Raw genomic sequence first — 23,752 nt, 5'->3', positions numbered from 1 at the left:
GAAGTGATAATATGATACAAGCCTATGAATACAATCATCAAAATGAATTGGTCAGACCTATCGAAGTGTTCGAAAGGGATGATGAAGGCAATTATGTTATTCCAGATCAATGCACAACAATTGCACCACCCAATAATCCTTCTTTTTATAAAGCTGCATTTGATGTGGATAAACAACAATGGTATGAATCAGCGACACAGGAGTATATTGATAGCCTAAAACCAGCATCTCTCCCGCCAAGTGATATTGAGCTTTTAAAGAAACAAAATGCTTTATTATCAAAACAACTAACGCAGCTATTAACTATGCAAAAAGTAGGTGCTTCAGAATGATGTTTCCGACTGTAGCGGATATCAAACAATTCTGGGACTGGCAGTGTTACGACTCAGAGGACATTGCATTTTATGTAAGCATAGGCTGGATCTCGGTAGACGACTATCAAAATATAACTGGAGAAATATACGAAGCCTAATGGCTTTATTTTTTTGCCGGAAAGAAGGTGATTCCAATGGAAGTAGATGTCGTTCAAAACTTAATGACACAGGGCCCATTTGCTGTTCTCTTTTGCTGGATTCTGTTTTATGTTCTCAACACAACAAAAGAACGAGAAAACAAACTCAATGAACAAATCGAGGCGCAAAATGATGTGTTAGCAAAGTTTAGTGAAAAGTATGACGTCGTCATTGACAAACTCGAAAAAATTGAACGGAATTTAAAATAGGAGGAAACATCATGAAAACATTCGACAAAGGCACTGTGATTCGCACAGTGCTTCTTTTTATTGCACTCATCAATCAAACGCTTGTCATGTTTGGACAGACGGTGCTGCCGATTAGTGAGGAGCAAGTACAAACCGCTGGTGAGGCACTATATGTAGCAGGTTCCACCATTTTTACGATGGTGACAGCCATTATCGCTTGGTTTAAAAACAATTATGTGACCTACAAAGGTCAATTACAAAAAGATACCCTGAAACAAAGAGGGCTAACCAAATAATCATTGAAGGAGAAACAATATGGTCAATATCATTCAAGCCTATATTCCAAAACACAACCGCAACAGACCAGGAAATACGATGAAGCCGCTCTATATTACGGTGCATAATACCTCTAACACGGCAAAAGGTGCAAATGCGGGGAGTCACGCTGCGTTTGTTACGCGTTCAAGTACTGGGGTCAGCTGGCATTACACTGTCGACGATCAGGTCATTTATCAGCATTTACCGTTAACCGAGAATGGATGGCATGCAGGAGATGGAAGAGGCAATGGCAATATGAAATCAATCGGAATTGAAATTTGCGAAAATACAGACGGCAACTTTGAACAAGCAGTCGAAAACGCCCAATGGCTCATTCGAAAGCTAATGGGCGATTTGCGGATTCCTTTATCAAATGTAGTGCCTCATAAACATTGGAGCGGGAAAGAATGTCCAAGGAAATTGCTCGGACGGTGGGATCAATTTAAAGCTGGAATAGCCACAGCCCATACCGTCAGCAAAAGGACAAGAAAGCCAGTTCGAACAGAGAGCTTGAGTCACAAAGCACCAGTTTCTAAACAGAAATCGTCAAATCTGCCATCTGGCATCTTAAAAATAACCAAGCCCCTAACAAAAGGAGCACAAGTCACAGCTGTGCAAAAAGCCTTATCTTCCCTCTATTTTTACCCAGACAAAGGGGCAAAAAACAACGGTGTTGATGGCTATTATGGACCAAAAACAGCGAATGCGGTCAAGCGGTTCCAGCTCATGTATAGTCTAGCGGCAGACGGGATTTACGGTCCGAAGACGAAGAGCAAAATGGAACAGTTGCTGAAAAAATGATCATTCAAAAAGGGCTATCAGCAGGTGAATAGATTTTCCCCTTGCTGATAGCTAACAAAAAATGACATCATTTGTGATATAATCGACCAAATCACGATCATGAGGGGAGAGTAAAGTGAAAAAGGAACTGTTCCAAGTAATCATGCTGTCAGTGCTACTCATCTATTTCATTTATCACGGAATGACGAGCGATTTTCCTGTGTCTTACACAATGATTCTCATCACAGCTTATGTCTCTGTGATCACGTACCGCATCATAAAGATATTAGGCTCAAGAAAAAACAAAGAACAAACAGAGCTGTAAGAAATTTATACATAAAAAACCATCCTTGATCTCTCAAGAATGGTTTTTCGTATGGAGCGTAGGGGATTCGAACCCCTGACCCTTTCGCTGCCAGCGAAATATTCTCCCACTGAACTAACGCCCCGATGTATTACGACATAATTTATTATAATCAATCCTCCTGTAAAATTCAAGCTTTAAAACGCACACACATCGTCTATTTATCTTTCAGTTTAATCGGGATATAGTCAAAGATTTCCCCTGAATGAACAGAGTCTGCTAAGCGTCTCAGCCAGTCATAGTAGGCTTTAGAACTTTCAAGCTGCTCAATGAGCTCCTGCGCTTCCTCTCTTATATGTTCCTCCAGCTGATCATCACGAGCCACCTCTTGAAGCCGCACTTGTGCTTCTTCAATCGCCGCTAAATTGACCTCGACCTCTCGTTCCCATTTTTGCGGAAAGAAGTTCATGAAAAACTTAAAAAAGTCCTTTTCAGCAACAAAGCTATGTTTTCTTCGTCCTCGGTGAAAGGTCTTTTTGACAATATTCATGTCTTGCAGTTTTTTCACACCCGTACTCATACTTGGTTTGCTCATTTGCAGCTCTTCACGCATTTCATCCAGCGTCATTTCTTCATTTAAATACATGGTCCCATAAAGAATACCAGCACTTCGTGTAATTCCATAGAGATCCATCGTTTCAGCTATGGAATCAATGACTAGATCTTTAGCAGCTAAAATACGCTCTTCTGCTTGCGGCTGTTCCTGCTTTTTCATCTTGTCCCTGCTTTCTATTAAGAGAATTCAATACGTTCAAAAAAATCTTTATGGACTATATGTTAACGAAAGAATGCAAAATGTCAAAAGAAAATGAAGCATATCTCCCTTTGACAGAAAAATTTGAACATGATACGTTAATTATGTTCAAAACGTTAAATTTTTATTTAACAAACTTACCAAAGAGAATCAGAGGAGGTTCCTTCTATGAGTCAAACACTATTTATAGATGGACAATGGGTTGGCGCCAAAAGTGGCGACACGCGGGATATCATTAATCCATTTAATCAAGAAGTGATCGAAACAGTTAGTGAAGGATCAAGAAATGACGCGCAGCTAGCCATTAAAGCAGCAAGAAAAGCCTTCGATCAAGGTGATTGGGCAAACTTGCCTGGACTTGAAAGAGGAAATATGGTGTTTAAGATTGCTGAATTGATTAGGCGTGATCTTGATGAACTAGCCAAATTAGAATCGCTTGATACTGGAAAAACAGTAGAGGAAAGCAAAGCTGATATGGACGATATTGCGAACGTGTTCCAATATTATGCAGGGCTTGCCGACAAAGATGGCGGGGAAATCATTGCATCGCCAATTCCGAACTCTAAAAGCGAATTGGTCAGAGAGCCTGTCGGTGTATGCGGGCAAATTACTCCATGGAACTATCCATTGCTTCAAGCAAGCTGGAAAATTGCACCTGCTCTTGCAGCGGGGAACACAATCGTATTAAAACCAAGTGAAATCACACCACTTACTACGATCAAAGTATTCAAACTCATGGAAGAAGCAGGCATTCCAGCAGGGGTTGCGAACCTAGTCCTTGGACCAGGTGCAACGGTTGGTGATGAGCTTGCTGTGAATGATCATGTCGATTTGATTTCATTTACAGGCGGTATTGAAACAGGTAAGAAAATCATGCAGGGAGCCAGTGGGAATGTGAAGAAAATCGCCCTTGAGCTCGGCGGGAAAAATCCGAATATTGTGTTTCAAGATGCTGATTTAGACGTAGCGGTTGACCAGGCAATGAATGCTGTGTTTTTCCATGCAGGACAAGTGTGTTCAGCAGGTTCACGTTTGCTAGTGGAAGAATCCATTCATGATGAATTTTTAGAAGAACTGGTGAAGCGTACGAAAAAAATCAAGCTAGGCAACGGCTTTGATGAAGAAACCCAGAGCGGACCGCTCATCTCAGCTGAGCATCGAGAAAAAGTAGAAAAATACGTCAGCATTGGGTTAGATGAAGGCGCCAAATTAGAAACAGGCGGAAAAAGACCTGACGCTGAGGAGCTTTCAAATGGGTTCTTCTACTTGCCAACGATTTTCTCAGGCTGCACGTCAGAGATGCGGATTGTTCAGGAAGAAGTCTTTGGCCCAGTATTGACAGTTGAATCCTTCCGTACAGAGGAAGAAGTGATTGAACTGGCAAACGATACGATTTATGGTTTAGCAGGAGCCGTGTGGTCTACTGATATCAGCAAGGCCGAAAGAGTCGCTCGTCAATTAAGATTAGGCACAGTTTGGATCAATGATTTCCATCCTTATTTCGCTCAAGCTCCTTGGGGTGGATATAAGCAATCAGGTCTAGGACGTGAATTAGGACGCACCGGGCTCGAGGAATATACGGAGCTGAAGCATGTATATCGTAATACAAAACCTGAAGCAATTCGCTGGTTTCAATAAAAATCACACATTTGGAGGAGATTCTTTATGACATTAAATATGAAAATTGAAAGCATGCAAAAATTCCATACGTTTGAAATTCCGACTGTCATTAAACATGGCATCGGTGCAGTGAAACATGTTGGGGAAGAAGTAAAAGCATACGGTGTTTCAAAGGTATTGCTTGTAACAGACCCAGGTATTTACCAAGCGGGTGTGGTAGAGCCAGTGATTGCTTCATTAAAAGAAGCACAAATCGATGTGGTGCTATTTGATAAAGTAGAGCCAAACCCGCCAGTCCGTTTAGTGAATGAAGGCTCTTCGTTATATGAAAAAGAAGGCTGTAATGGATTAGTCGCAGTAGGTGGCGGAAGCTCAATGGATACAGCGAAGGCGATCGGTGTAGAAGCGACGCATGAAGGCTCAGTCCTTGATTACGAAGCGGCAGAGGGGAAAAAACCGCTTGAAAAGAGAGTCCCGCCTTTAACTACTATTCCAACAACGGCTGGTACAGGTTCAGAAGTGACGCAGTGGGCAGTAATTACAGATGAAGAAAGAGAATTCAAATTCAACACAGGTGGCCCGCTCATTGCAGCTCACCTCACCGTCATTGATCCAGAGCTTCATGTATCCATGCCGCCTCATGTGACAGCAATGACTGGAATTGATGCACTTGCACACGCCATTGAATGCTATACAATGAAATTTGCTCAGCCCATTACAGATGCGGTCGCGCTCATGGCCATTGAATATGCAGCTCATTACATTCGCCGTGCCTTTGCTGATGGCGAAGACTTAGAAGCCAGATATGGAATGGCACAAGCTGCAATGCTTGCCGGGCTTTCTTATGGAAGCGAATCAGCAGGTGCTGCACATGCGATGAGTCAAACACTCGGAGGCATTATTCCTGTAGCGCACGGCCAGTGTGTTGCAGCAATGATGGGACCGGTGATGGAGTATAACTGGAAGGGGCATCCCGAAAAATTTGCTCGTATTGCGCAAGCATTTGGAATTGATATTAGCCGAATGTCAACAGAGGAAGCCGCCAAAGCAGCAGTGAACTGGATGTATGATTTAGTGGAAGACCTAGAAGTTCCTTCATTAGAAGAACAAGGTGTATCAAAAGATATGATTGACCGCTTATCTAAAGAAGCAATGAAAGATCCGCAAACAATTGGAAACCCAAGAGATCTAAACGAAAAAGCGTACAACTGGATTTATGCGCGCTGTTTTGATCTAACGCCTAAAACAGTGTAACAATGAAAAAAGGCTCCCAAAAGGGAGTCTTTTTATGTCTTATAGCTGTTCTTTAATTTCTTTGATTTGATGAATATGGCGTTTTTCATGTGCGCCGATAAAATCAAGATATTGCTTAAGGGATAATTCTTCAAACACAGGATGAGCAATGACTCGCTTGAAATCATCCTCAGTAAATGTTGATAAAATTTGATTGAGCTTCTCACGTGCTGTATCGAGCTCATCCTTTAAATGTGTAGGTGTCACATGCTTGTGCTCAGGGTCAACAATACTGGGCGCAGTGGCTTTTTTCGAACGATCCTCTGCCATTTCCACCGGCTTTGGCTCGTATTCTTTAATCGGTGCTTTTTTTCCCTCAGCAGCTAGATGTTTTGCTGCCACGAGGTCCATCTTCTTTAAATGATCTGCCACCTCTTGAATACTCCAAGTATCATCAGATAATTTTTGATTCAATTGTTCTTCGTTCAAACCTTGCAGCTCTTGCCACAATTCTTGTCTTGCATCATGTAATAAACTCATTTTCATCACCTCAAGATCAAATTTTAACATACGGGTACATGACAATCATTCTTGAGCTATCGTTGAATTCCTGTGAAGAATTGTGAGGAAATTTGAAACCTTTACAAAAGTGGTTCGTATTACCTGTTAGAAGGAATACATTGGAGGTGAGCATGGTCTAAATGAAACAAAGGCTGTTCATTTCATGAAGAAAGGGTGAGGAAGATGGATGTGTTCGGGCTGCCACTTCAGACGCTATATTTATACATATTGATGATATCAGGAATCCTGACACTTGTTTTCGTCTTTTTCGGCGATGTATTTGATGGAATGTTTGAAGCGATTCCTGTTCCATTCCTTCAACCAACATTAATCCTCGCATTTCTTACCTTTTTCTCGGCTGGAGGGTTTATCTCTGAAAAGACAGCAATTGTAGGGAGTGGACTTGGTGCAGTCTTATCTGCCATCCTCGCAGTGGTTCTTGTGACCTGTTTGAATGTATTTGTCTTAGTCCCGCTTTCCTCTGCTGAAGAATCTCTCTCATATACGGAGGCCGACTTAAAAGGAAGAACTGGGGAGATCATTGTATCTGTTCCAAAAGATGGGTTTGGAGAAGTGCTGTTAATTAGTAATAGCGGGAAAATCTCAAAGCCTGCCGTCAGTTTCGACGAAGAGGAGATTCCATATGGAACCCGGGTGCTGGTCGTCGAAGTGAACAAAGGCGTCTTATCAGTTATACCAAATGAAGAAATCTAGGAGGGAATGCTATGCCAGGAACAACCATTTTAATTATCATTGGAATTGTGCTTGTGATTCTAATTGCACTTATTGGTGTATTTGTTTCGAAATACCGGACAGCTGGTCCAGATGAAGCATTAATCGTCACAGGAAGTTATCTCGGAAGTAAAAATGTCCACGTGGATGAAGGTGGAAACAAGATTAAGATTGTAAGAGGCGGAGGTACCTTTGTACTCCCTGTTTTTCAACAAGCAGAGCCGCTCAGCTTACTATCTAGCAAGCTAGATGTTTCAACACCTGAAGTCTATACTGAACAAGGTGTACCAGTCATGGCGGACGGAACGGCCATCATTAAAATTGGCGGATCGATTGAAGAAATTGCTACTGCTGCAGAGCAATTTTTAGGTAAAACAAAAGAAGACCGCGAAAACGAAGCGAGAGAAGTACTAGAAGGACACCTTCGCTCCATTTTAGGGTCAATGACAGTTGAAGAGATTTATAAAAACAGAGAGAAATTTTCTCAAGAAGTACAGCGTGTCGCTTCTCAAGATCTAGCGAAAATGGGTCTTGTCATTGTATCGTTTACCATCAAAGATGTCCGTGATAAAAATGGCTATTTAGAATCATTAGGTAAACCTAGAATTGCCCAAGTGAAACGCGATGCAGATATCGCAACAGCAGAAGCAGATAAAGAAACACGTATCAAACGTGCAGAAGCAGATAAAGATGCGAAGAAATCTGAGCTTGAGCGTGCCACTGAAATCGCTGAAGCAGAAAAGATCAATGAACTGAAAAGAGCAGAATTCAGACGTGAACAAGATACAGCAAAAGCAAGTGCCGACCAAGCGTACGATCTTGAAACAGCTCGTAATCGTCAGCACGTAACTGAACAAGAAATGCAAGTAAAAATCATTGAACGTCAGAAGCAAATTGAATTAGAAGAAAAAGAGATTCAGCGTCGTGAGCGTCAATACGATTCTGAAGTGAAAAAGAAAGCAGATGCGGATCGTTATGCGGTTGAGCAGTCAGCTGCGGCGGAAAAAGCGAAACGCCTCGCAGAAGCAGATGCCAAGAAATACAGCATTGAAGCAATGGCAAAAGCAGAAGCTGAGAAAGTCCGAATTGACGGGCTTGCTAAAGCGGAAGCTGATCGTGCAAAAGGGGAAACGGAAGCCGAAGTCATTAGACTGAAAGGACTTGCGGAAGCCGAAGCGAAAGAGAAAATCGCTGAAGCATTCGAACAATATGGTCAGGCAGCAATCCTTGATATGATTGTGAAAATGCTTCCTGAATATGCGAAGCAAGTATCTGCACCACTTTCTAACATTGATAAAATTACAGTTGTGGATACGGGAGGTAACGGAGAAGGCAGCGGTGCCAATAAAGTCACTGGCTATGCTACAAACCTCATGTCCAGTCTGCAAGAAAGTCTGAAAGCATCCTCTGGAATTGATGTCAAAGAAATTATTGAGAACTTTTCCGGCAAAGGTAATGTGAAGCAAAGCATTCAGGAACTAACGAATGAAATCAAACAGCCAAGAAAAAAAGAGATCGCTGATACTCAAATAGAAGAATAAAATCAATAGACACCTTCCATCAGAAGGTGTCTATTTGGCATACGCTCGATATGGATGCCTTTTTACATATGAAGAAAGATTTACGAGAATACCAGCAGATATCATCATGAACACTAGGGAGGAGCCGCCATAACTAATGAAGGGAAGCGGAATGCCTGTGATCGGAAGAAGACCAAAGACAGCGCCTAAATTAAAGACTGCTTGGAGCATGATTTGAAATGTAAGCCCAATCGTTAACAGTTTTCCAAAAGGGTCATGTAAAGCCTGCACAATTCGCAATGCGCGATACATGATGAGTAGATATGCGCCCATCACAATCAAAATCCCCATAATGCCCAGCTCTTCACTGATAATGGCCATAATAAAATCCGTATGCGCTTCAGGAAGAAAGCCTAGCTTTTGAATGCTCCCGCCTAAGCCATTCCCTGTCAGCCCGCCTGAATTCATTGCGAGATAAGAATGAATCAGCTGATAGCCATCTCCATCTTCATACTGAAAAGGATCACGAAAAGAAGTCAGCCGCTTCAAACGGTAAGGAGCTGTCACTGCAAAAAAAGTGATGCCCGCTGCGGCAGTCGATCCTAGCAAAATGAGATGGCGCGTTTTCAGCCCAGCGCACAATAAAATAATGCCGCAGCTCAACAAAATAGACACAGCTGTGCCTAAATCAGGCTGTTTCAAGATTAATAAAAATACAAGACTTAAAAGGATCAGTGGCGGCAGTACGCCTTTTTTAAAAGATGTAATGTACGCCTGTTTTTTCGCGTACACATAGGCAAAATAAATCACCATCACTAGTTTCACAGCTTCAGATGGTTGGAGCATAAGAGAACCCAGCTGAATCCACCGCTGTGAATTGTTTTTGACAACACCGATTCCAGGAATCAGGACTAGGATGAGACATAGCAATGACAGCATGACAAGCCATTTCATCCATTTACGATAAATCTGATAAGGGAAAAGAGCAGCAATGAAGAAAAATAATCCCCCAATCAGGAGCCATTGCCATTGTTTGATAAAGAAATAGCTGCCCTTCTCATACTTCACTTCTCCTAAAGGATAACTTGCACTGTACACCATCAGTAAGCCAAATAAACTGAGGAATACAATTGTTCCAACAAGAACGAGGTCGACTCTTTTGAGATGAGATAGAAGAAATGCCACCATCTTCAATTCCAATTGTCTCCAAACATATAGGATGATGACCTGATATTGACACTAAACACGAGGCCAATGGCGATCATGTTAGTCAATAGCGCACTGCCTCCATAGCTGATAAAAGGAAGTGCGAGTCCCGTCACAGGCATTAAACCGACTGTCATCCCTACGTTTTGGAAAACTTGAAACACGATCAGCCCAACGACTCCTGCACATATGTACAAGCCATAAAGCGTATTCGCGTGCATAGCCACATGAATAATTCGATAAATCATCGTTAAGTACAAACACATCAAAAGGGAAGCGCCGATAAAACCAAACTCCTCACCAATGACGGCGAATATAAAATCCGTATGCGCTTCGGGGATATTACCGCCTTGTACTTGATGCCCCTTTGTAAAACCGCTTCCTGATAATTGACCTGATCCAATGCCGAGCATCGATTGTTTCAGCTGATACCCGTATGTCGAATCAAATTCATCGGGAGAGAGCCAGCCATAAATGCGATCAAGCTGGTGAGGCTTAATGATTTTTGTGAAAAGCTCAAAGTGCTCGTTGTGTAAGTAGACCAAAAATGAAAGAAGTGCCAGAAAAGAAGCCGTTAATGCGGCCATCATCTTGCTAGAAATCCCTGACACAAGCATCAGTGTAAAGGCGATAGATAATATCACGAGCGCTGTCCCTAAATCAGGCTGAATTAAGATGAGGAAAAAAGGGACAACGGTCCAGCAAACGACTTTACTTGTGGGAATGATGCTTTCTTTAAACGAAAAGCGCCGGTGCTTGTATTGGTTCAGCACAGCCGCTAGAAGCAATATCATAAAAATTTTCATGAACTCTGATGGCTGAACTTTGATTGAACCGAAGCTGATCCACCTTTGCGATCCGTTTTGACTCGTTCCAAAAAAGTGCACAAGAATAATGAGGAAAATACCACCTGCAAATAACCGAAAAGATAACCGCTCAAGCAATTCATAATCAAAGTATGCAGCTATTGCCATGAGACCAAAGCCGACGATATACCAGAAGATTTGTCTTTTGACGAAATAAAACAAGTCCTGCGTTTCATACTGGCCCGATCCGCTATATACAGCTATCAGGCTGATGACAAATAAACAAATCACAGTGAGTAAAAGGATGAAGTCAATGCTGTACTGTTTTTTCATAGCTTCTTTTCCTGTTACCTATTTGTCAGCTGCTCTATGACGATTTTCACAGCCGCAGCATCATCAATGTAGCCGATCGGAAAAATATAATCTGGTATTAAGTCAACAGGCATAATGAAATAAAGGAGTGCGCCCCCCATCAGCATTAATTCTCGAGAAGTACCTCGTCTGGTCATAAATAAGCTGTACATGTCATTCAAATGCTGAAGGAATGGCCCGACGCCGTTTAGCGCCTCCATCTTTTTCTCAAACTTTGCCGATATCGTTTCTTTTCCCTCGTTTGTTTGGCTATAGGTCTCATATTCGTTTAGCTTTTGTTTCAAATTGGCCTGACTAAATGTACCGTCGTAGACCTCCTGATCTTTCAGTGTTGTTTCGATCTCTACGACCGTTTGTATGAACGTATCACTATGTACTTTTTCGTTTTTGATTGGAAACCCTGCACCAGCTAATAGTTGATCTAATGATAGGTTCAGAGAATCTGAAAGTCGCTGCAGATGATTCAAAGTTGGTTTTCTTTTTCCATTCATGATTCGAGACAGTGTCGCTTTATCAATTTCTGTGTATGTGCTGAGCTCTCTTAAAGATAGAGATCGTTGTTGCAATCTTTCCTTTAAGAGGTGCCCAAGCTCAGTTGTTTTAGTATCCATTTTACGCCATCCTTTGTATGATGTATCAACTCTTCTATAGAAGAAGTCGTACCCAATATAAAGGCGTGTTGACAAAATGTCAACAGATATCAATTATTGATTGAATTTTAGGAAATAGGAATTTATCATAATAAAGATAGAGTGAAAACAGTGAGAAGGAGTGGCGCGGATGAAGGTGAGACATGCTGTACAACAAGATATTCCTAAAATCGCCGAAATACATGTGAAGAGCTGGCAGACGACTTATCAAGGCATTATTAATCAGGATTATTTGGATGGTTTACAGATAGAAGATAAGGAAGAGAGCTGGAGAAGAAGGTCACTTGAAGGGACGTTTGTCGCAGAAGATGACGAGGGGGTATTTGGTTTTGCTTCTTTTGGAAAACAACGTGATGAGCGCTATCCAACATATGATGGAGAACTTTATGCGATCTATCTATTGCAAGAGAAACAGAAATCAGGAGCAGGTATTGCTTTAATTTCAGAAGGAGTGCGTTTTTTAATAGAGAAAGGGTATCAGAATATAATGCTGTGGGTGTTTGAACAAAATTCGGCAAAGCATTTTTATCAAAAGCTTCAACCTCATTTTGTCGTTACCAGCCAGTTCGAGCTGGCTGGCGAGAAGCATAATGAAATAGGGTATGGGTGGGAGCTGCCGGTATTAAATGACCATGTACACCGAATTAAATCGTTAGCTTCCAATAATAATGAGAGAAAAAAGTGAAAAGCACAGCTAGCAGCATATAAGAGATAAGAGGAGAAGCTTCTACTTTTCCTTTTATTCCTGCTATTTTTAAAGCTTCATAGAAACCGGCCAAAAAATAAGCAAGACTGAGAATATAACAGCACAGCATAATGGAGTAAGGGTTCATTGGCGTACCTCCAACATGAAATCTTCTACTATTAATAGATTCCATAGAGCGGCAAATTATGCATAAAAAAATAACCAGCTGAAATCAGCCAGTTATTTTTTGTGAGGGAAAACCAAACGAGATGCACTTGGTATGAGTATGCAAAGAACAATACTGCAAATAATAAATGAAGGAACCATATATGTGCTGTTATAAATTAAAGAATAAACCCAACCCGGTGTTCCTTTTGGTGCATACTGAGAAAAGAAAACAACACCAGAAATAAAGAACGTCAACAGTCTGAAGAAACTTGCAACAAATACGGATAAGGTAATATAGAAGAATTGCTGCTTTCGCTTTTGATCCTGAATGGCTTTTTTAATCAATCCAGCAAAGAGGCCGCTTAGGGAAATGACAACAGATGCGACGAAATAATCGAGAAATCCTTGAACTGGTGTAGCGATAATAGGGCCATTCATCAGCTGAAGGCCTGCAATAAGCACACCAATGATAAACCCGGTTGATATTCCCCATCTAATAGACATAAGAATGACAGGTATCATAATCAGCGCAAGAGATCCGCCGTTCGGCATTCTTAAAAAGAGACCTGATAAGTAATCTAATACTAGTGCAAGTGAAGTCATAATTGCGATTTCCATCAGTCGTACCAATTGATTTGATTGCTGCATAAAAAAATCTCCCTTTTCATGAATTGAGCAAGGAGAGACCGTGTAAGGATGAGTATGTTATTCATAGAAAAACATATCGAGTTGAATACACCACATGTATTCAATAGAATCCACATTCCTACTTCAGTATTAACTGACAGGTTCAAAGGGTCAGAACAACGAGTGTCCACTCTCAGCACAAAGCTCCCCCTGCGGTTATTTAGTTTTCTTCTATTATAAATATACTAAAGACATTCAGGATCAACAATAGAGAATTCCTGTGACAATCAATTTTTGTATGATTATATAGGAAGAGATAATGAAAAATAAATTATTTAGAAAAAATACTTGTTTCCTCTCTCAAAAGGTGTTATATTTGTATTCGCCGCTAAAACAGCGCGGTTATTAAATAACATAAAGAAAAAAGTGTTGACTTCAACTTGATAGAATGTTATATTAATAAAGTCGCCTCTGAGAGACGGCGAAGATGATCTTTGAAAACTAAACAAGACAAAACGTACCTGTTAATTCGAGTTTTTATAAAAAAATCCTATGAAATATCATAGGTAGTCAGTCAAACGCTGACGAGACAGGAAATGATCACATACTAAGTTCGCTACATCGTGTAGCAACGCATGTGTGATATACATCCTGCATACCTCGGAGAGTTTGATCCTGGCTCAGGACGAACGCTGGCGGCGTGCCTAATACATGCAAGTCGAGCGAACAGAAGGGAGCTTGCTCCCGGATGTTAGCGGCGGACGGGTGAGTAACACGTGGGTAACCTGCCTGTAAGACTGGGATAACTCCGGGAAACCGGAGCTAATACCGGATAGTTCCTTGAACCGCATGGTTCAAGGATGAAAGACGGTTTCGGCTGTCACTTACAGATGGACCCGCGGCGCATTAGCTAGTTGGTGGGGTAATGGCTCACCAAGGCGACGATGCGTAGCCGACCTGAGAGGGTGATCGGCCACACTGGGACTGAGACACGGCCCAGACTCCTACGGGAGGCAGCAGTAGGGAATCTTCCGCAATGGACGAAAGTCTGACGGAGCAACGCCGCGTGAGTGATGAAGGTTTTCGGATCGTAAAGCTCTGTTGTTAGGGAAGAACAAGTGCGAGAGTAACTGCTCGCACCTTGACGGTACCTAACCAGAAAGCCACGGCTAACTACGTGCCAGCAGCCGCGGTAATACGTAGGTGGCAAGCGTTGTCCGGAATTATTGGGCGTAAAGGGCTCGCAGGCGGTTTCTTAAGTCTGATGTGAAAGCCCCCGGCTCAACCGGGGAGGGTCATTGGAAACTGGGAAACTTGAGTGCAGAAGAGGAGAGTGGAATTCCACGTGTAGCGGTGAAATGCGTAGAGATGTGGAGGAACACCAGTGGCGAAGGCGACTCTCTGGTCTGTAACTGACGCTGAGGAGCGAAAGCGTGGGGAGCGAACAGGATTAGATACCCTGGTAGTCCACGCCGTAAACGATGAGTGCTAAGTGTTAGGGGGTTTCCGCCCCTTAGTGCTGCAGCTAACGCATTAAGCACTCCGCCTGGGGAGTACGGTCGCAAGACTGAAACTCAAAGGAATTGACGGGGGCCCGCACAAGCGGTGGAGCATGTGGTTTAATTCGAAGCAACGCGAAGAACCTTACCAGGTCTTGACATCCTCTGACAACCCTAGAGATAGGGCTTTCCCTTCGGGGACAGAGTGACAGGTGGTGCATGGTTGTCGTCAGCTCGTGTCGTGAGATGTTGGGTTAAGTCCCGCAACGAGCGCAACCCTTGATCTTAGTTGCCAGCATTTAGTTGGGCACTCTAAGGTGACTGCCGGTGACAAACCGGAGGAAGGTGGGGATGACGTCAAATCATCATGCCCCTTATGACCTGGGCTACACACGTGCTACAATGGACAGAACAAAGGGCTGCGAGACCGCAAGGTTTAGCCAATCCCATAAATCTGTTCTCAGTTCGGATCGCAGTCTGCAACTCGACTGCGTGAAGCTGGAATCGCTAGTAATCGCGGATCAGCATGCCGCGGTGAATACGTTCCCGGGCCTTGTACACACCGCCCGTCACACCACGAGAGTTTGCAACACCCGAAGTCGGTGAGGTAACCTTTATGGAGCCAGCCGCCGAAGGTGGGGCAGATGATTGGGGTGAAGTCGTAACAAGGTAGCCGTATCGGAAGGTGCGGCTGGATCACCTCCTTTCTAAGGATATATGGAGCAGCGTGCGTTTTCGTCTTGTTTAGTTTTGAAGGATCATTCCTTCAAGACATGTCTCTAGCGAGACAGGATTGTTCTTTGAAAACTAGATAACAATAAGTAATACATTCACATTGAATGCAATGCAAAGTTCATCACACATAGTGATTCTTTCTAAAGTAAGAAATGGTTAAGTTAGAAAGGGCGCACGGTGGATGCCTTGGCACTAGGAGCCGATGAAGGACGGGACGAACACCGATATGCTTCGGGGAGCTGTAAGCAAGCTTTGATCCGGAGATTTCCGAATGGGGAAACCCACTGCTCGTAATGGAGTAGTATCCATACTTGAATACATAGAGTATGAGAAGGCATACCCGGGGAACTGAAACATCTAAGTACCCGGAGGAAGAGAAAGCAAATGCGATTCCCTGAGTAGCGGCGAGCGAAACGGGAACAGCCCAAACCAAGAGGCTTGCCTCTTGGGGTTGTAGGACACTCTATACGGAGTTACAAAGGAACGATATAAGCGAAGAGGTCTGGAAAGGCCCGCCAAAGAAGGTAACAGCCCTGTAACTGAAATGTTGTTCTCTCCAGAGTGGATCCTGAGTACGGCGGAACACGTGAAATTCCGTCGGAATCCGGGAGGACCATCTCCCAAGGCTAAATACTCCCTAGTGACCGATAGTGAACCAGTACCGTGAGGGAAAGGTGAAAAGCACCCCGGAAGGGGAGTGAAATAGATCCTGAAACCGTGTGCCTACAAGTAGTCAGAGCCCGTTAAAGGGTGATGGCGTGCCTTTTGTAGAATGAACCGGCGAGTTACGATCCCGTGCAAGGTTAAGCAGAAGATGCGGAGCCGCAGCGAAAGCGAGTCTGAATAGGGCGCATGAGTACGTGGTCGTAGACCCGAAACCAGGTGATCTACCCATGTCCAGGGTGAAGTTCAGGTAACACTGAATGGAGGCCCGAACCCACGCACGTTGAAAAGTGCGGGGATGAGGTGTGGGTAGGGGTGAAATGCCAATCGAACCTGGAGATAGCTGGTTCTCTCCGAAATAGCTTTAGGGCTAGCCTCAAGGTAAGAGTCTCGGAGGTAGAGCACTGATTGGACTAGGGGCCCCTACCGGGTTACCGAATTCAGTCAAACTCCGAATGCCGATGACTTATCCTTGGGAGTCAGACTGCGAGTGATAAGATCCGTAGTCGAAAGGGAAACAGCCCAGACCGCCAGCTAAGGTCCCAAAGTATACGTTAAGTGGAAAAGGATGTGGAGTTGCTTAGACAACCAGGATGTTGGCTTAGAAGCAGCCACCATTTAAAGAGTGCGTAATAGCTCACTGGTCGAGTGACTCTGCGCCGAAAATGTACCGGGGCTAAACGTATCACCGAAGCTGCGGACTGTTCTTACGAACAGTGGTAGGAGAGCGTTCTAAGTGCTGTGAAGTCAGACCGGAAGGACTGGTGGAGCGCTTAGAAGTGAGAATGCCGGTATGAGTAGCGAAAGACGGGTGAGAATCCCGTCCACCGAATGCCTAAGGTTTCCTGAGGAAGGCTCGTCCGCTCAGGGTTAGTCGGGACCTAAGCCGAGGCCGAAAGGCGTAGGCGATGGACAACAGGTTGATATTCCTGTACCACCTCCTCACCATTTGAGCAATGGGGGGACGCAGGAGGATAGGGTAAGCGCGGTATTGGATATCCGCGTCCAAGCAGTTAGGCTGGGAAATAGGCAAATCCGTTTCCCGTGAAGGCTGAGCTGTGATGGCGAGCGAAATTTAGTAGCGAAGTTCCTGATTCCACACTGCCAAGAAAAGCCTCTAGCGAGGTGAGAGGTGCCCGTACCGCAAACCGACACAGGTAGGCGAGGAGAGAATCCTAAGGTGATCGAGAGAACTCTCGTTAAGGAACTCGGCAAAATGACCCCGTAACTTCGGGAGAAGGGGTGCTTCTTAGGGTGTTAAAGCCCCGAGAAGCCGCAGTGAATAGGCCCAGGCGACTGTTTAGCAAAAACACAGGTCTCTGCGAAGCCGTAAGGCGAAGTATAGGGGCTGACGCCTGCCCGGTGCTGGAAGGTTAAGAGGAGCGCTTAGCGTAAGCGAAGGTGCGAATTGAAGCCCCAGTAAACGGCGGCCGTAACTATAACGGTCCTAAGGTAGCGAAATTCCTTGTCGGGTAAGTTCCGACCCGCACGAAAGGCGCAACGATCTGGGCACTGTCTCAACGAGAGACTCGGTGAAATTATAGTACCTGTGAAGATGCAGGTTACCCGCGACAGGACGGAAAGACCCCGTGGAGCTTTACTGCAGCCTGATATTGAATGTTGGTACAGCTTGTACAGGATAGGTAGGAGCCTTGGAAACCGGAGCGCTAGCTTCGGTGGAGGCATCGGTGGGATACTACCCTGGCTGTATTGACCTTCTAACCCGCTGCCCTTATCGGGCAGGGAGACAGTGTCAGGTGGGCAGTTTGACTGGGGCGGTCGCCTCCTAAAATGTAACGGAGGCGCCCAAAGGTTCCCTCAGAATGGTTGGAAATCATTCGCAGAGTGTAAAGGCACAAGGGAGCTTGACTGCGAGACCTACAAGTCGAGCAGGGACGAAAGTCGGGCTTAGTGATCCGGTGGTTCCGCATGGAAGGGCCATCGCTCAACGGATAAAAGCTACCCCGGGGATAACAGGCTTATCTCCCCCAAGAGTCCACATCGACGGGGAGGTTTGGCACCTCGATGTCGGCTCATCGCATCCTGGGGCTGTAGTCGGTCCCAAGGGTTGGGCTGTTCGCCCATTAAAGCGGTACGCGAGCTGGGTTCAGAACGTCGTGAGACAGTTCGGTCCCTATCCGTCGCGGGCGCAGGAAATTTGAGAGGAGCTGTCCTTAGTACGAGAGGACCGGGATGGACGCACCGCTGGTGTACCAGTTGTTCTGCCAAGGGCATCGCTGGGTAGCTATGTGCGGACGGGATAAGTGCTGAAAGCATCTAAGCATGAAGCCCCCCTCAAGATGAGATTTCCCATTCCGCAAGGAAGTAAGATCCCTGAAAGATGATCAGGTTGATAGGTCTGAGGTGGAAGCGTGGTGACACGTGGAGCTGACAGATACTAATAGATCGAGGACTTAACCTATATCTATTGTGAAGTTTGAACATTGTTATCTAGTTTTGAGAGAACATTCTCTCCATCAGGTTTGGTGGCGATAGCGAAGAGGTCACACCCGTTCCCATACCGAACACGGAAGTTAAGCTCTTCAGCGCCGATGGTAGTTGGGGGTCTCCCCCTGTGAGAGTAGGACGCCGCCAAGCTTGTCTAAGGATCAGTTCCATTTGGAACTGGTCTTTTTTGTGCTTCTTGAGAAAATATGCTGCTGATTGCATTTGTTTGATGAACGTTTCAACACTCTAGCGCATTTACAGGCATGTGAAACACTTTAAAAATGAGATCGGGTATTCCAGTTAACTATGAAATAACCAGTAAAGAGTTAGATTAATAGATGATAGAAAAGCTCTGTATTGATAATAGTAGATAATTAATTCTAATTCGGACCACATGGTATCTAATGTGAGAAGCGAATATTTATGAAGGAATTGCCCGTTTTTAAAGAGAATATAGAGTGGAGAAGTTTAAGTGATGAACGTTAGATCACGCTGTTTTAATAGAAGAAATAATGGTCATTTGTTAAAAGAAATACGTAATGAAAATTGAAATAAAGTTTTTTTAATATAGCCTTTACAAATGATGAAAACCTGTATATAATAATCTTTGTCGGATCGAGAGATTCCTACATAGTGGAGGATTAGCTCAGCTGGGAGAGCATCTGCCTTACAAGCAGAGGGTCGGCGGTTCGAGCCCGTCATCCTCCACCATATTTATTCTTACATAATGTTAGGATAGATAAAGCCGGTGTAGCTCAACTGGTAGAGCAACTGACTTGTAATCAGTAGGTTGGGGGTTCAAGTCCTCTTGCCGGCACCACTTTCATATGGTAAGATAGACAAGTCGCTTTTAAAGAGAGCCATTAGCTCAGTTGGTAGAGCATCTGACTTTTAATCAGAGGGTCGAAGGTTCGAGTCCTTCATGGCTCACCATGTTTCATGCGGGTGTGGCGGAATTGGCAGACGCGCTAGACTTAGGATCTAGTGTCTTTATGACGTGGGGGTTCAAGTCCCTTCACCCGCATTGCCAAATAAAATAAAGAAATCCTGTAATGCGGAAGTAGTTCAGTGGTAGAACACCACCTTGCCAAGGTGGGGGTCGCGGGTTCGAATCCCGTCTTCCGCTTATACCATCCACGCCGGGGTGGTGGAATTGGCAGACACACAGGACTTAAAATCCTGCGGTAGGTGACTACCGTGCCGGTTCAAGTCCGGCCCTCGGCATTATAAAATAAGCGCCCGTAGCTCAATTGGATAGAGCGTTTGACTACGGATCAAAAGGTTAGGGGTTCGACTCCTCTCGGGCGCGCCATTAAGATCGGGAAGTAGCTCAGCTTGGTAGAGCACTTGGTTTGGGACCAAGGGGTCGCAGGTTCGAATCCTGTCTTCCCGACCATCTTTATGGGGCCTTAGCTCAGCTGGGAGAGCGCCTGCCTTGCACGCAGGAGGTCAGCGGTTCGATCCCGCTAGGCTCCACTTTTAAAAGATTATTTTGATCATGGCGGTGTAGCTCAGCTGGCTAGAGCGTACGGTTCATACCCGTGAGGTCGGGGGTTCGATCCCCTCCGCCGCTATAAAGGACCTTTAGCTCAGTTGGTTAGAGCAGACGGCTCATAACCGTCCGGTCGTAGGTTCGAGTCCTACAAGGTCCACCATCTATACGGAGGAATACCCAAGTCCGGCTGAAGGGATCGGTCTTGAAAACCGACAGGGGTGTCAAAGCCCGCGGGGGTTCGAATCCCTCTTCCTCCGCCATATTTTTTAAAACCTTATATCATCGCGGGGTGGAGCAGTTCGGTAGCTCGTCGGGCTCATAACCCGAAGGTCGCAGGTTCAAATCCTGCCCCCGCAACCAAATTATTTTATACACCAATAGGGAGTGCTCACTGAGTGCAACCAAAATGGTCCGGTAGTTCAGTTGGTTAGAATGCCTGCCTGTCACGCAGGAGGTCGCGGGTTCGAGTCCCGTCCGGACCGCCATTTTTAAAATGAATACATGGCTCGGTAGCTCAGTTGGTAGAGCAACGGACTGAAAATCCGTGTGTCGGCGGTTCGATTCCGTCCCGAGCCACTTTTATAAAAAAATATTGATAGTATGGCGGTTGTGGCGAAGTGGTTAACGCACCAGATTGTGGCTCTGGCACTCGTGGGTTCGATTCCCATCAATCGCCCCATACATATTTTTGCGGGTGTAGTTTAGTGGTAAAACCTCAGCCTTCCAAGCTGATGTCGTGGGTTCGATTCCCATCACCCGCTCCATTTGTATATCCATTCATGGGCCTGTAGCTCAGCTGGTTAGAGCGCACGCCTGATAAGCGTGAGGTCGGTGGTTCGAGTCCACTCAGGCCCACCATGATATTCCGCAGTAGCTCAGTGGTAGAGCTATCGGCTGTTAACCGATCGGTCGTAGGTTCGAGTCCTACCTGCGGAGCCAAATGGAGAAGTACTCAAGTGGCTGAAGAGGCGCCCCTGCTAAGGGTGTAGGTCGCGCAAGCGGCGCGAGGGTTCAAATCCCTCCTTCTCCGCCATTTATCTGGCCCGTTGGTCAAGCGGTTAAGACACCGCCCTTTCACGGCGGTAACACGGGTTCGAATCCCGTACGGGTCATATTTAAAAGAGATCTTGTCAAAGATCTCTTTTTTTATTTTCTTCAAAAAAAGAAAGACCGCCATTATAGCGGTCCTTTTTTACATGTTCATGGAATAGATCGTATAAGACAAGTAAGTTGCAAAGAAGCCCCATAAGACATAAGGAATAAGTAAAATCGGAACGGCTTTGCTTAGTTTACGGGAGACAATGACAAGAGCAAGTGCTGTCAGTGCTACAAGAAGGCAATCGATTGTAGCAGCAAATAAATCTTTTTGTGTAAATTGAAAAAAACTAAAGGCTTGATTAAATACATAATTTAAAAGAAAAAGAATCCAAAATGGTAAGGTGATTTTTTGAAATCCGTACTTTCCATAAATGATCGCTGCGGACAACGAGATGAGAGCAAATAAGATAGCCCATACAGCACCAATTACACCACCACTTGGTGTCCATTCAGGTTTATTTAATGCATCATACCACTCTCTGTCAATCGGAAACAAGAATCCGGCAATAGAGAATAATGCGTATGTAATAAAAAAGACAACCACTGCCCAAATGATACTTTTTCTCGCCATTAAGAATCTCCTCCAATCAAATTCACTCTTAAAGTGATTTCCCAATCATTACATGATATAAACATTAAGCCCCCATTATGAGGGGACTAATGATTTTCTTCTGTATAAGGTTCCTCTTCGTACGGCTTCAAATCACCAAATACGGTCATGACGCCCTCTTCGTCTAATGCTTCTTCATAGGCTTCGTGGGCTTTATTTGGATACACCTTACTTGCCTTGCCTTCAATATCAGCAGCTGCAAATCCTTCATAGTCTTCGATATAATCTTCATCTTCTGATTGAGTGTACACATCATCGTATGTCAATGGAGGAAATTCCATATCGGACGGCGTATCAGAGTTTCCGTAGCGTTCTACGTCTTGATATGCATCCTCTCCATCGTAGGCTGCACTTTCTTCATTTTCGAATTGCCCTGATGGCGGACTTAATAAATCCTCTTCAATTGGACGGTTTTGTGAAACGGTTTGTTCTTTTGAATGCTCTGTGCATGTGACGGCACTAGGCAAGGCTTCTAAACGTTCCTTTGGGATATGGGCTTTACAAACCTTGCAAAGTCCATAAGAGCCGTCTGTGATGGCTTGAAGTGCTTCATTAATGTCTAACAGATGTTCATGTTCTAAACTATTTAACGCAATATCTTTCCCGCGTTCGAACAGCTCTGTTCCTTGATCACCTGGATGATTATCATAGGCTGACAGATCTCCGACAGAATCATAAGGAAATGATACTTTTTGTTCATCGTCATGGCTTTTGGCTTCGAGTTCGTGTTTTTCATCGAGAAGTCGCTGCTTCAAATGATGTAATTCGTCTTTAGACAACAAAGCGATCATCCTTTCATATCAAACATAATGTTAGTATGAGCAATTTTATCTGTAAGACTAGTTCCAATTTGAAGCAATTCCTCATGAAAAAACGCCTGCGGCTGGGGCAGGCGTTCTTTGTTAAGCAATATAGTACTGTAAAATCAAAGCGATTGTTAGCAGGAAACCGAAAAATGTATTGGTTTGTGCTGTAGATTTCATGGCATTCATTAATTCAATTGGTTTTTCTTTTTGCTTAAATTCTTTGATAGCTGTATATGCTTTTGGGACACTGAGTAAAACAAGAAGGCTCCAAAGGCCGACAATATCTGTGAAGATATAAACAAAAATAAGTACATAAGAGAGCAAAAACATGGAAAGTAAAATGTTTACTGCAGCTTTTCGCCCAGCAAGGATAGCAAGTGTTTTTCGTCCATTTTCTTTATCGCCGTCTAAATCGCGGATATTGTTCGATAGTAAGATGGCACCAACTAAAATAGAAATTGGTAATGAGACGAGAACCGCTTTAGACGTCAGTGTGCCTGTTTGAATATAGAAACTGATCAGGATGATTCCTAATCCCATAAACGCACCTGATACAAGTTCTCCAAACGGTGTATATGCAATAGGAACAGGGCCGCCAGTATAGAAATAGCCTGCTGCCATACAAATGAGCCCTATCAGTGCAATCCACCAGCTAGACATCATGCAAATATATACCCCTAGTAGTAAAGAAAGCGCAAATAGTGCATAAGCAAGGGCGAGAACGGTTTTAGGCTTCACGCCATTTCTGACAATGGCGCCGCCGATGCCGACAGATTTCTCGTTGTCCAATCCGCGAACATAATCAAAGTACTCATTAAACATGTTTGTTGCGATTTGGATAAACATAGATGCAAACAGCATAGCTAAAAATAGCCCAACATGTATTTGACCACTTGGAAGTGCGAGAACAGTTCCTAAAGTAACGGGAATAAATGCTGCTGTTAATGTATGCGGTCGTAGTAAATTCCACCAAATCCGCCAGTTCTTATCAGGCTTAATCGGTGAAAGCTGATCTGATATCGATTGATGCTGCATAAAATATACTCCTTTAAATAAAAAAATACGTACACGTCCAAATTCCAGTTTAGCAAAGTTCAAAAGGGTGTCAATATATTGATGCGATGAAACCTGAAAAAGATGTTTGCTAATCGTTGCCATATCGAGAGAAAGCTTGATCTTAGAACAAGACTTTCCATTTTTCTTATAGATGCTCTCGTTTCAAGAAGCAGGAGCGAAAAAATCTAGAAAGCGTGATATAATAAGGATTCGAGGTTTTAAAAGCTGTTTTCTTTACTAAGTTCA

Annotated in this window: 20 protein-coding genes, 22 tRNA genes, 3 rRNA genes and 1 riboswitch; of the genes, 35 read left to right on the top strand and 10 right to left on the bottom strand. The window is 44.1% G+C overall.

All coding sequences use genetic code 11. The annotated features are described in order from the left end of the window. Window positions 1–11 precede the first annotated feature (11 nt). From ACQYAC_RS08375 to ACQYAC_RS08350, 6 genes are all read left to right on the top strand, one after another. Window positions 12–332 (top strand): hypothetical protein, encoded by a 321-nt coding sequence (locus ACQYAC_RS08375; protein WP_429943097.1) that lies wholly within the window; start codon window positions 12–14, stop codon window positions 330–332. Further along, window positions 329–472, top strand: coding sequence for an XkdX family protein (locus tag ACQYAC_RS08370; protein WP_429943096.1), 144 nt, complete (start codon window positions 329–331; stop codon window positions 470–472). Before ACQYAC_RS08375 ends, ACQYAC_RS08370 begins: the two co-directional genes overlap by 4 nt. 36 nt (window positions 473–508) lie before the next feature. Next, entirely contained in the window at window positions 509–721 is a 213-nt protein-coding gene (locus tag ACQYAC_RS08365) for a BhlA/UviB family holin-like peptide (RefSeq protein ID WP_429943095.1), read from the top strand. Window positions 722–732: 11 nt separating this feature from the next. Then, window positions 733–996, top strand: coding sequence for a phage holin (locus ACQYAC_RS08360; RefSeq protein ID WP_003212734.1), 264 nt, complete (start codon window positions 733–735; stop codon window positions 994–996). A 19-nt stretch (window positions 997–1,015) separates the two neighbouring features. Beyond that, window positions 1,016–1,819 carry a peptidoglycan recognition protein family protein gene (locus ACQYAC_RS08355; protein ID WP_429943094.1) on the top strand — a complete coding sequence of 268 codons (804 nt, stop codon included), beginning with the start codon at window positions 1,016–1,018 and terminating at the stop codon, window positions 1,817–1,819. Window positions 1,820–1,934: 115 nt separating this feature from the next. Beyond that, a complete protein-coding gene (locus ACQYAC_RS08350; protein WP_429943093.1) occupies window positions 1,935–2,123 on the top strand; it encodes a hypothetical protein in 189 nt (62 codons plus the stop codon). 52 nt (window positions 2,124–2,175) lie between these two features. On the opposite strand, the gene ACQYAC_RS08345 is transcribed toward ACQYAC_RS08350, so the two are convergent. Together ACQYAC_RS08345 and cudC are read right to left on the bottom strand one after the other, a co-directional pair. After that, a tRNA-Ala gene (locus tag ACQYAC_RS08345) sits at window positions 2,176–2,247 on the bottom strand. 72 nt (window positions 2,248–2,319) lie between these two features. After that, window positions 2,320–2,877 (bottom strand): choline uptake/conversion transcriptional regulator CudC, encoded by a 558-nt coding sequence (gene cudC, locus ACQYAC_RS08340; protein ID WP_429943092.1) that lies wholly within the window; start codon window positions 2,875–2,877, stop codon window positions 2,320–2,322. A 207-nt stretch (window positions 2,878–3,084) separates the two neighbouring features. On the opposite strand from cudC, the gene betB reads away from it, so the two are divergent. Beyond that, on the top strand, window positions 3,085–4,554 hold the full coding sequence (betB, locus tag ACQYAC_RS08335) for a betaine-aldehyde dehydrogenase (protein WP_429943091.1): 1,470 nt from the start codon (window positions 3,085–3,087) through the stop codon (window positions 4,552–4,554). Window positions 4,555–4,581: 27 nt separating this feature from the next. Then, on the top strand, window positions 4,582–5,790 hold the full coding sequence (locus tag ACQYAC_RS08330) for an iron-containing alcohol dehydrogenase (protein ID WP_429943090.1): 1,209 nt from the start codon (window positions 4,582–4,584) through the stop codon (window positions 5,788–5,790). 39 nt (window positions 5,791–5,829) lie between these two features. Here ACQYAC_RS08330 and ACQYAC_RS08325 read toward each other — a convergent pair whose 3' ends face one another. Further along, window positions 5,830–6,309 (bottom strand): DinB family protein, encoded by a 480-nt coding sequence (locus ACQYAC_RS08325; protein ID WP_429943089.1) that lies wholly within the window; start codon window positions 6,307–6,309, stop codon window positions 5,830–5,832. Window positions 6,310–6,513: 204 nt separating this feature from the next. Here ACQYAC_RS08325 and ACQYAC_RS08320 point away from each other — a divergent pair, with 204 nt between their 5' ends. Together ACQYAC_RS08320 and ACQYAC_RS08315 are read left to right on the top strand one after the other, a co-directional pair. Then, a complete protein-coding gene (locus tag ACQYAC_RS08320) occupies window positions 6,514–7,044 on the top strand; it encodes a hypothetical protein (protein ID WP_429943088.1) in 531 nt (176 codons plus the stop codon). Between the two features lie 11 nt (window positions 7,045–7,055). Further along, window positions 7,056–8,603 carry a flotillin family protein gene (locus tag ACQYAC_RS08315; protein WP_003213366.1) on the top strand — a complete coding sequence of 516 codons (1,548 nt, stop codon included), beginning with the start codon at window positions 7,056–7,058 and terminating at the stop codon, window positions 8,601–8,603. Window positions 8,604–8,633: 30 nt separating this feature from the next. Here the strand turns inward: ACQYAC_RS08315 and ftsW are convergent, their stop codons facing one another. Genes ftsW through ACQYAC_RS08300 form a run of 3 tightly spaced genes read right to left on the bottom strand, consistent with a single transcriptional unit; the run spans window position 8,634 to window position 11,577 of the window. Continuing rightward, entirely contained in the window at window positions 8,634–9,770 is a 1,137-nt protein-coding gene (ftsW, locus tag ACQYAC_RS08310; RefSeq protein ID WP_429943942.1) for a putative lipid II flippase FtsW, read from the bottom strand. 2 nt (window positions 9,771–9,772) lie between these two features. After that, window positions 9,773–10,927 (bottom strand): rod shape-determining protein RodA, encoded by a 1,155-nt coding sequence (gene rodA / locus ACQYAC_RS08305; protein ID WP_429943087.1) that lies wholly within the window; start codon window positions 10,925–10,927, stop codon window positions 9,773–9,775. Between the two features lie 14 nt (window positions 10,928–10,941). Next, window positions 10,942–11,577 (bottom strand): DUF1232 domain-containing protein, encoded by a 636-nt coding sequence (locus ACQYAC_RS08300; protein WP_429943086.1) that lies wholly within the window; start codon window positions 11,575–11,577, stop codon window positions 10,942–10,944. A gap of 169 nt (window positions 11,578–11,746) precedes the next feature. On the opposite strand from ACQYAC_RS08300, the gene ACQYAC_RS08295 reads away from it, so the two are divergent. Then, window positions 11,747–12,301 (top strand): N-acetyltransferase family protein, encoded by a 555-nt coding sequence (locus ACQYAC_RS08295; RefSeq protein ID WP_429943085.1) that lies wholly within the window; start codon window positions 11,747–11,749, stop codon window positions 12,299–12,301. Between the two features lie 240 nt (window positions 12,302–12,541). On the opposite strand, the gene thiT is transcribed toward ACQYAC_RS08295, so the two are convergent. Continuing rightward, a complete protein-coding gene (gene thiT / locus ACQYAC_RS08290) occupies window positions 12,542–13,117 on the bottom strand; it encodes an energy-coupled thiamine transporter ThiT (RefSeq protein ID WP_012011009.1) in 576 nt (191 codons plus the stop codon). Between the two features lie 98 nt (window positions 13,118–13,215). Further along, window positions 13,216–13,317: riboswitch (TPP riboswitch) on the bottom strand. A gap of 436 nt (window positions 13,318–13,753) precedes the next feature. Between thiT and ACQYAC_RS08285 the strand changes: the two genes are divergently transcribed. From ACQYAC_RS08285 to ACQYAC_RS08170, 24 genes are all read left to right on the top strand, one after another. Next, window positions 13,754–15,302 (top strand): 16S ribosomal RNA (locus ACQYAC_RS08285). 182 nt (window positions 15,303–15,484) lie between these two features. After that, window positions 15,485–18,415, top strand: a 23S ribosomal RNA gene (locus ACQYAC_RS08280). Between the two features lie 60 nt (window positions 18,416–18,475). Continuing rightward, window positions 18,476–18,591: ribosomal RNA gene (gene rrf, locus ACQYAC_RS08275) — 5S ribosomal RNA — on the top strand. The 16S, 23S and 5S rRNA genes sit together here with 21 tRNA genes alongside, the layout of an rRNA operon. Before the next feature lie 485 nt (window positions 18,592–19,076). Then, a tRNA-Val gene (locus ACQYAC_RS08270) sits at window positions 19,077–19,152 on the top strand. Between the two features lie 33 nt (window positions 19,153–19,185). Then, window positions 19,186–19,261, top strand: a tRNA-Thr gene (locus ACQYAC_RS08265). 37 nt (window positions 19,262–19,298) lie between these two features. Further along, window positions 19,299–19,374: transfer RNA gene (locus ACQYAC_RS08260), tRNA-Lys, on the top strand. A gap of 8 nt (window positions 19,375–19,382) precedes the next feature. Beyond that, window positions 19,383–19,465: transfer RNA gene (locus ACQYAC_RS08255), tRNA-Leu, on the top strand. 30 nt (window positions 19,466–19,495) lie between these two features. Beyond that, a tRNA-Gly gene (locus tag ACQYAC_RS08250) sits at window positions 19,496–19,567 on the top strand. 12 nt (window positions 19,568–19,579) lie between these two features. After that, window positions 19,580–19,665, top strand: a tRNA-Leu gene (locus ACQYAC_RS08245). An 11-nt stretch (window positions 19,666–19,676) separates the two neighbouring features. Further along, window positions 19,677–19,753, top strand: a tRNA-Arg gene (locus ACQYAC_RS08240). A 7-nt stretch (window positions 19,754–19,760) separates the two neighbouring features. Then, window positions 19,761–19,837 (top strand) — tRNA-Pro (locus ACQYAC_RS08235). A 7-nt stretch (window positions 19,838–19,844) separates the two neighbouring features. Continuing rightward, window positions 19,845–19,917 (top strand) — tRNA-Ala (locus ACQYAC_RS08230). A 24-nt stretch (window positions 19,918–19,941) separates the two neighbouring features. Next, a tRNA-Met gene (locus ACQYAC_RS08225) sits at window positions 19,942–20,015 on the top strand. Window positions 20,016–20,019: 4 nt separating this feature from the next. Next, window positions 20,020–20,096, top strand: a tRNA-Ile gene (locus ACQYAC_RS08220). A gap of 7 nt (window positions 20,097–20,103) precedes the next feature. Next, a tRNA-Ser gene (locus ACQYAC_RS08215) sits at window positions 20,104–20,196 on the top strand. 23 nt (window positions 20,197–20,219) lie between these two features. Beyond that, window positions 20,220–20,296, top strand: a tRNA-Met gene (locus ACQYAC_RS08210). Window positions 20,297–20,344: 48 nt separating this feature from the next. Next, window positions 20,345–20,421, top strand: a tRNA-Asp gene (locus ACQYAC_RS08205). An 18-nt stretch (window positions 20,422–20,439) separates the two neighbouring features. Next, window positions 20,440–20,512 (top strand) — tRNA-Phe (locus ACQYAC_RS08200). Window positions 20,513–20,539: 27 nt separating this feature from the next. Then, window positions 20,540–20,615: transfer RNA gene (locus ACQYAC_RS08195), tRNA-His, on the top strand. Window positions 20,616–20,626: 11 nt separating this feature from the next. Next, window positions 20,627–20,700: transfer RNA gene (locus ACQYAC_RS08190), tRNA-Gly, on the top strand. Between the two features lie 17 nt (window positions 20,701–20,717). After that, window positions 20,718–20,794 (top strand) — tRNA-Ile (locus ACQYAC_RS08185). A gap of 6 nt (window positions 20,795–20,800) precedes the next feature. Next, window positions 20,801–20,875, top strand: a tRNA-Asn gene (locus ACQYAC_RS08180). A 3-nt stretch (window positions 20,876–20,878) separates the two neighbouring features. Next, a tRNA-Ser gene (locus ACQYAC_RS08175) sits at window positions 20,879–20,969 on the top strand. A 7-nt stretch (window positions 20,970–20,976) separates the two neighbouring features. Next, window positions 20,977–21,048: transfer RNA gene (locus tag ACQYAC_RS08170), tRNA-Glu, on the top strand. Window positions 21,049–21,128: 80 nt separating this feature from the next. Here ACQYAC_RS08170 and ACQYAC_RS08165 read toward each other — a convergent pair. From ACQYAC_RS08165 to ACQYAC_RS08155, 3 genes are all read right to left on the bottom strand, one after another. Then, window positions 21,129–21,605 carry a TspO/MBR family protein gene (locus ACQYAC_RS08165; RefSeq protein WP_429943084.1) on the bottom strand — a complete coding sequence of 159 codons (477 nt, stop codon included), beginning with the start codon at window positions 21,603–21,605 and terminating at the stop codon, window positions 21,129–21,131. A gap of 86 nt (window positions 21,606–21,691) precedes the next feature. Further along, complete coding sequence (locus ACQYAC_RS08160) at window positions 21,692–22,426, bottom strand: TraR/DksA C4-type zinc finger protein (RefSeq protein WP_429943083.1); 735 nt, start codon at window positions 22,424–22,426, stop codon at window positions 21,692–21,694. A gap of 120 nt (window positions 22,427–22,546) precedes the next feature. Continuing rightward, window positions 22,547–23,485: a 1,4-dihydroxy-2-naphthoate polyprenyltransferase gene (locus ACQYAC_RS08155; protein WP_058014975.1), complete on the bottom strand. Its 939-nt coding sequence runs from the start codon at window positions 23,483–23,485 to the stop codon at window positions 22,547–22,549. Window positions 23,486–23,752 lie beyond the last annotated feature (267 nt).

The organism is Bacillus sp. MM09(2025) (assembly GCF_050496725.1).
Classification (GTDB): domain Bacteria; phylum Bacillota; class Bacilli; order Bacillales; family Bacillaceae; genus Bacillus; species Bacillus pumilus.
This window is presented reverse-complemented; position numbering and strand designations above follow the sequence as displayed.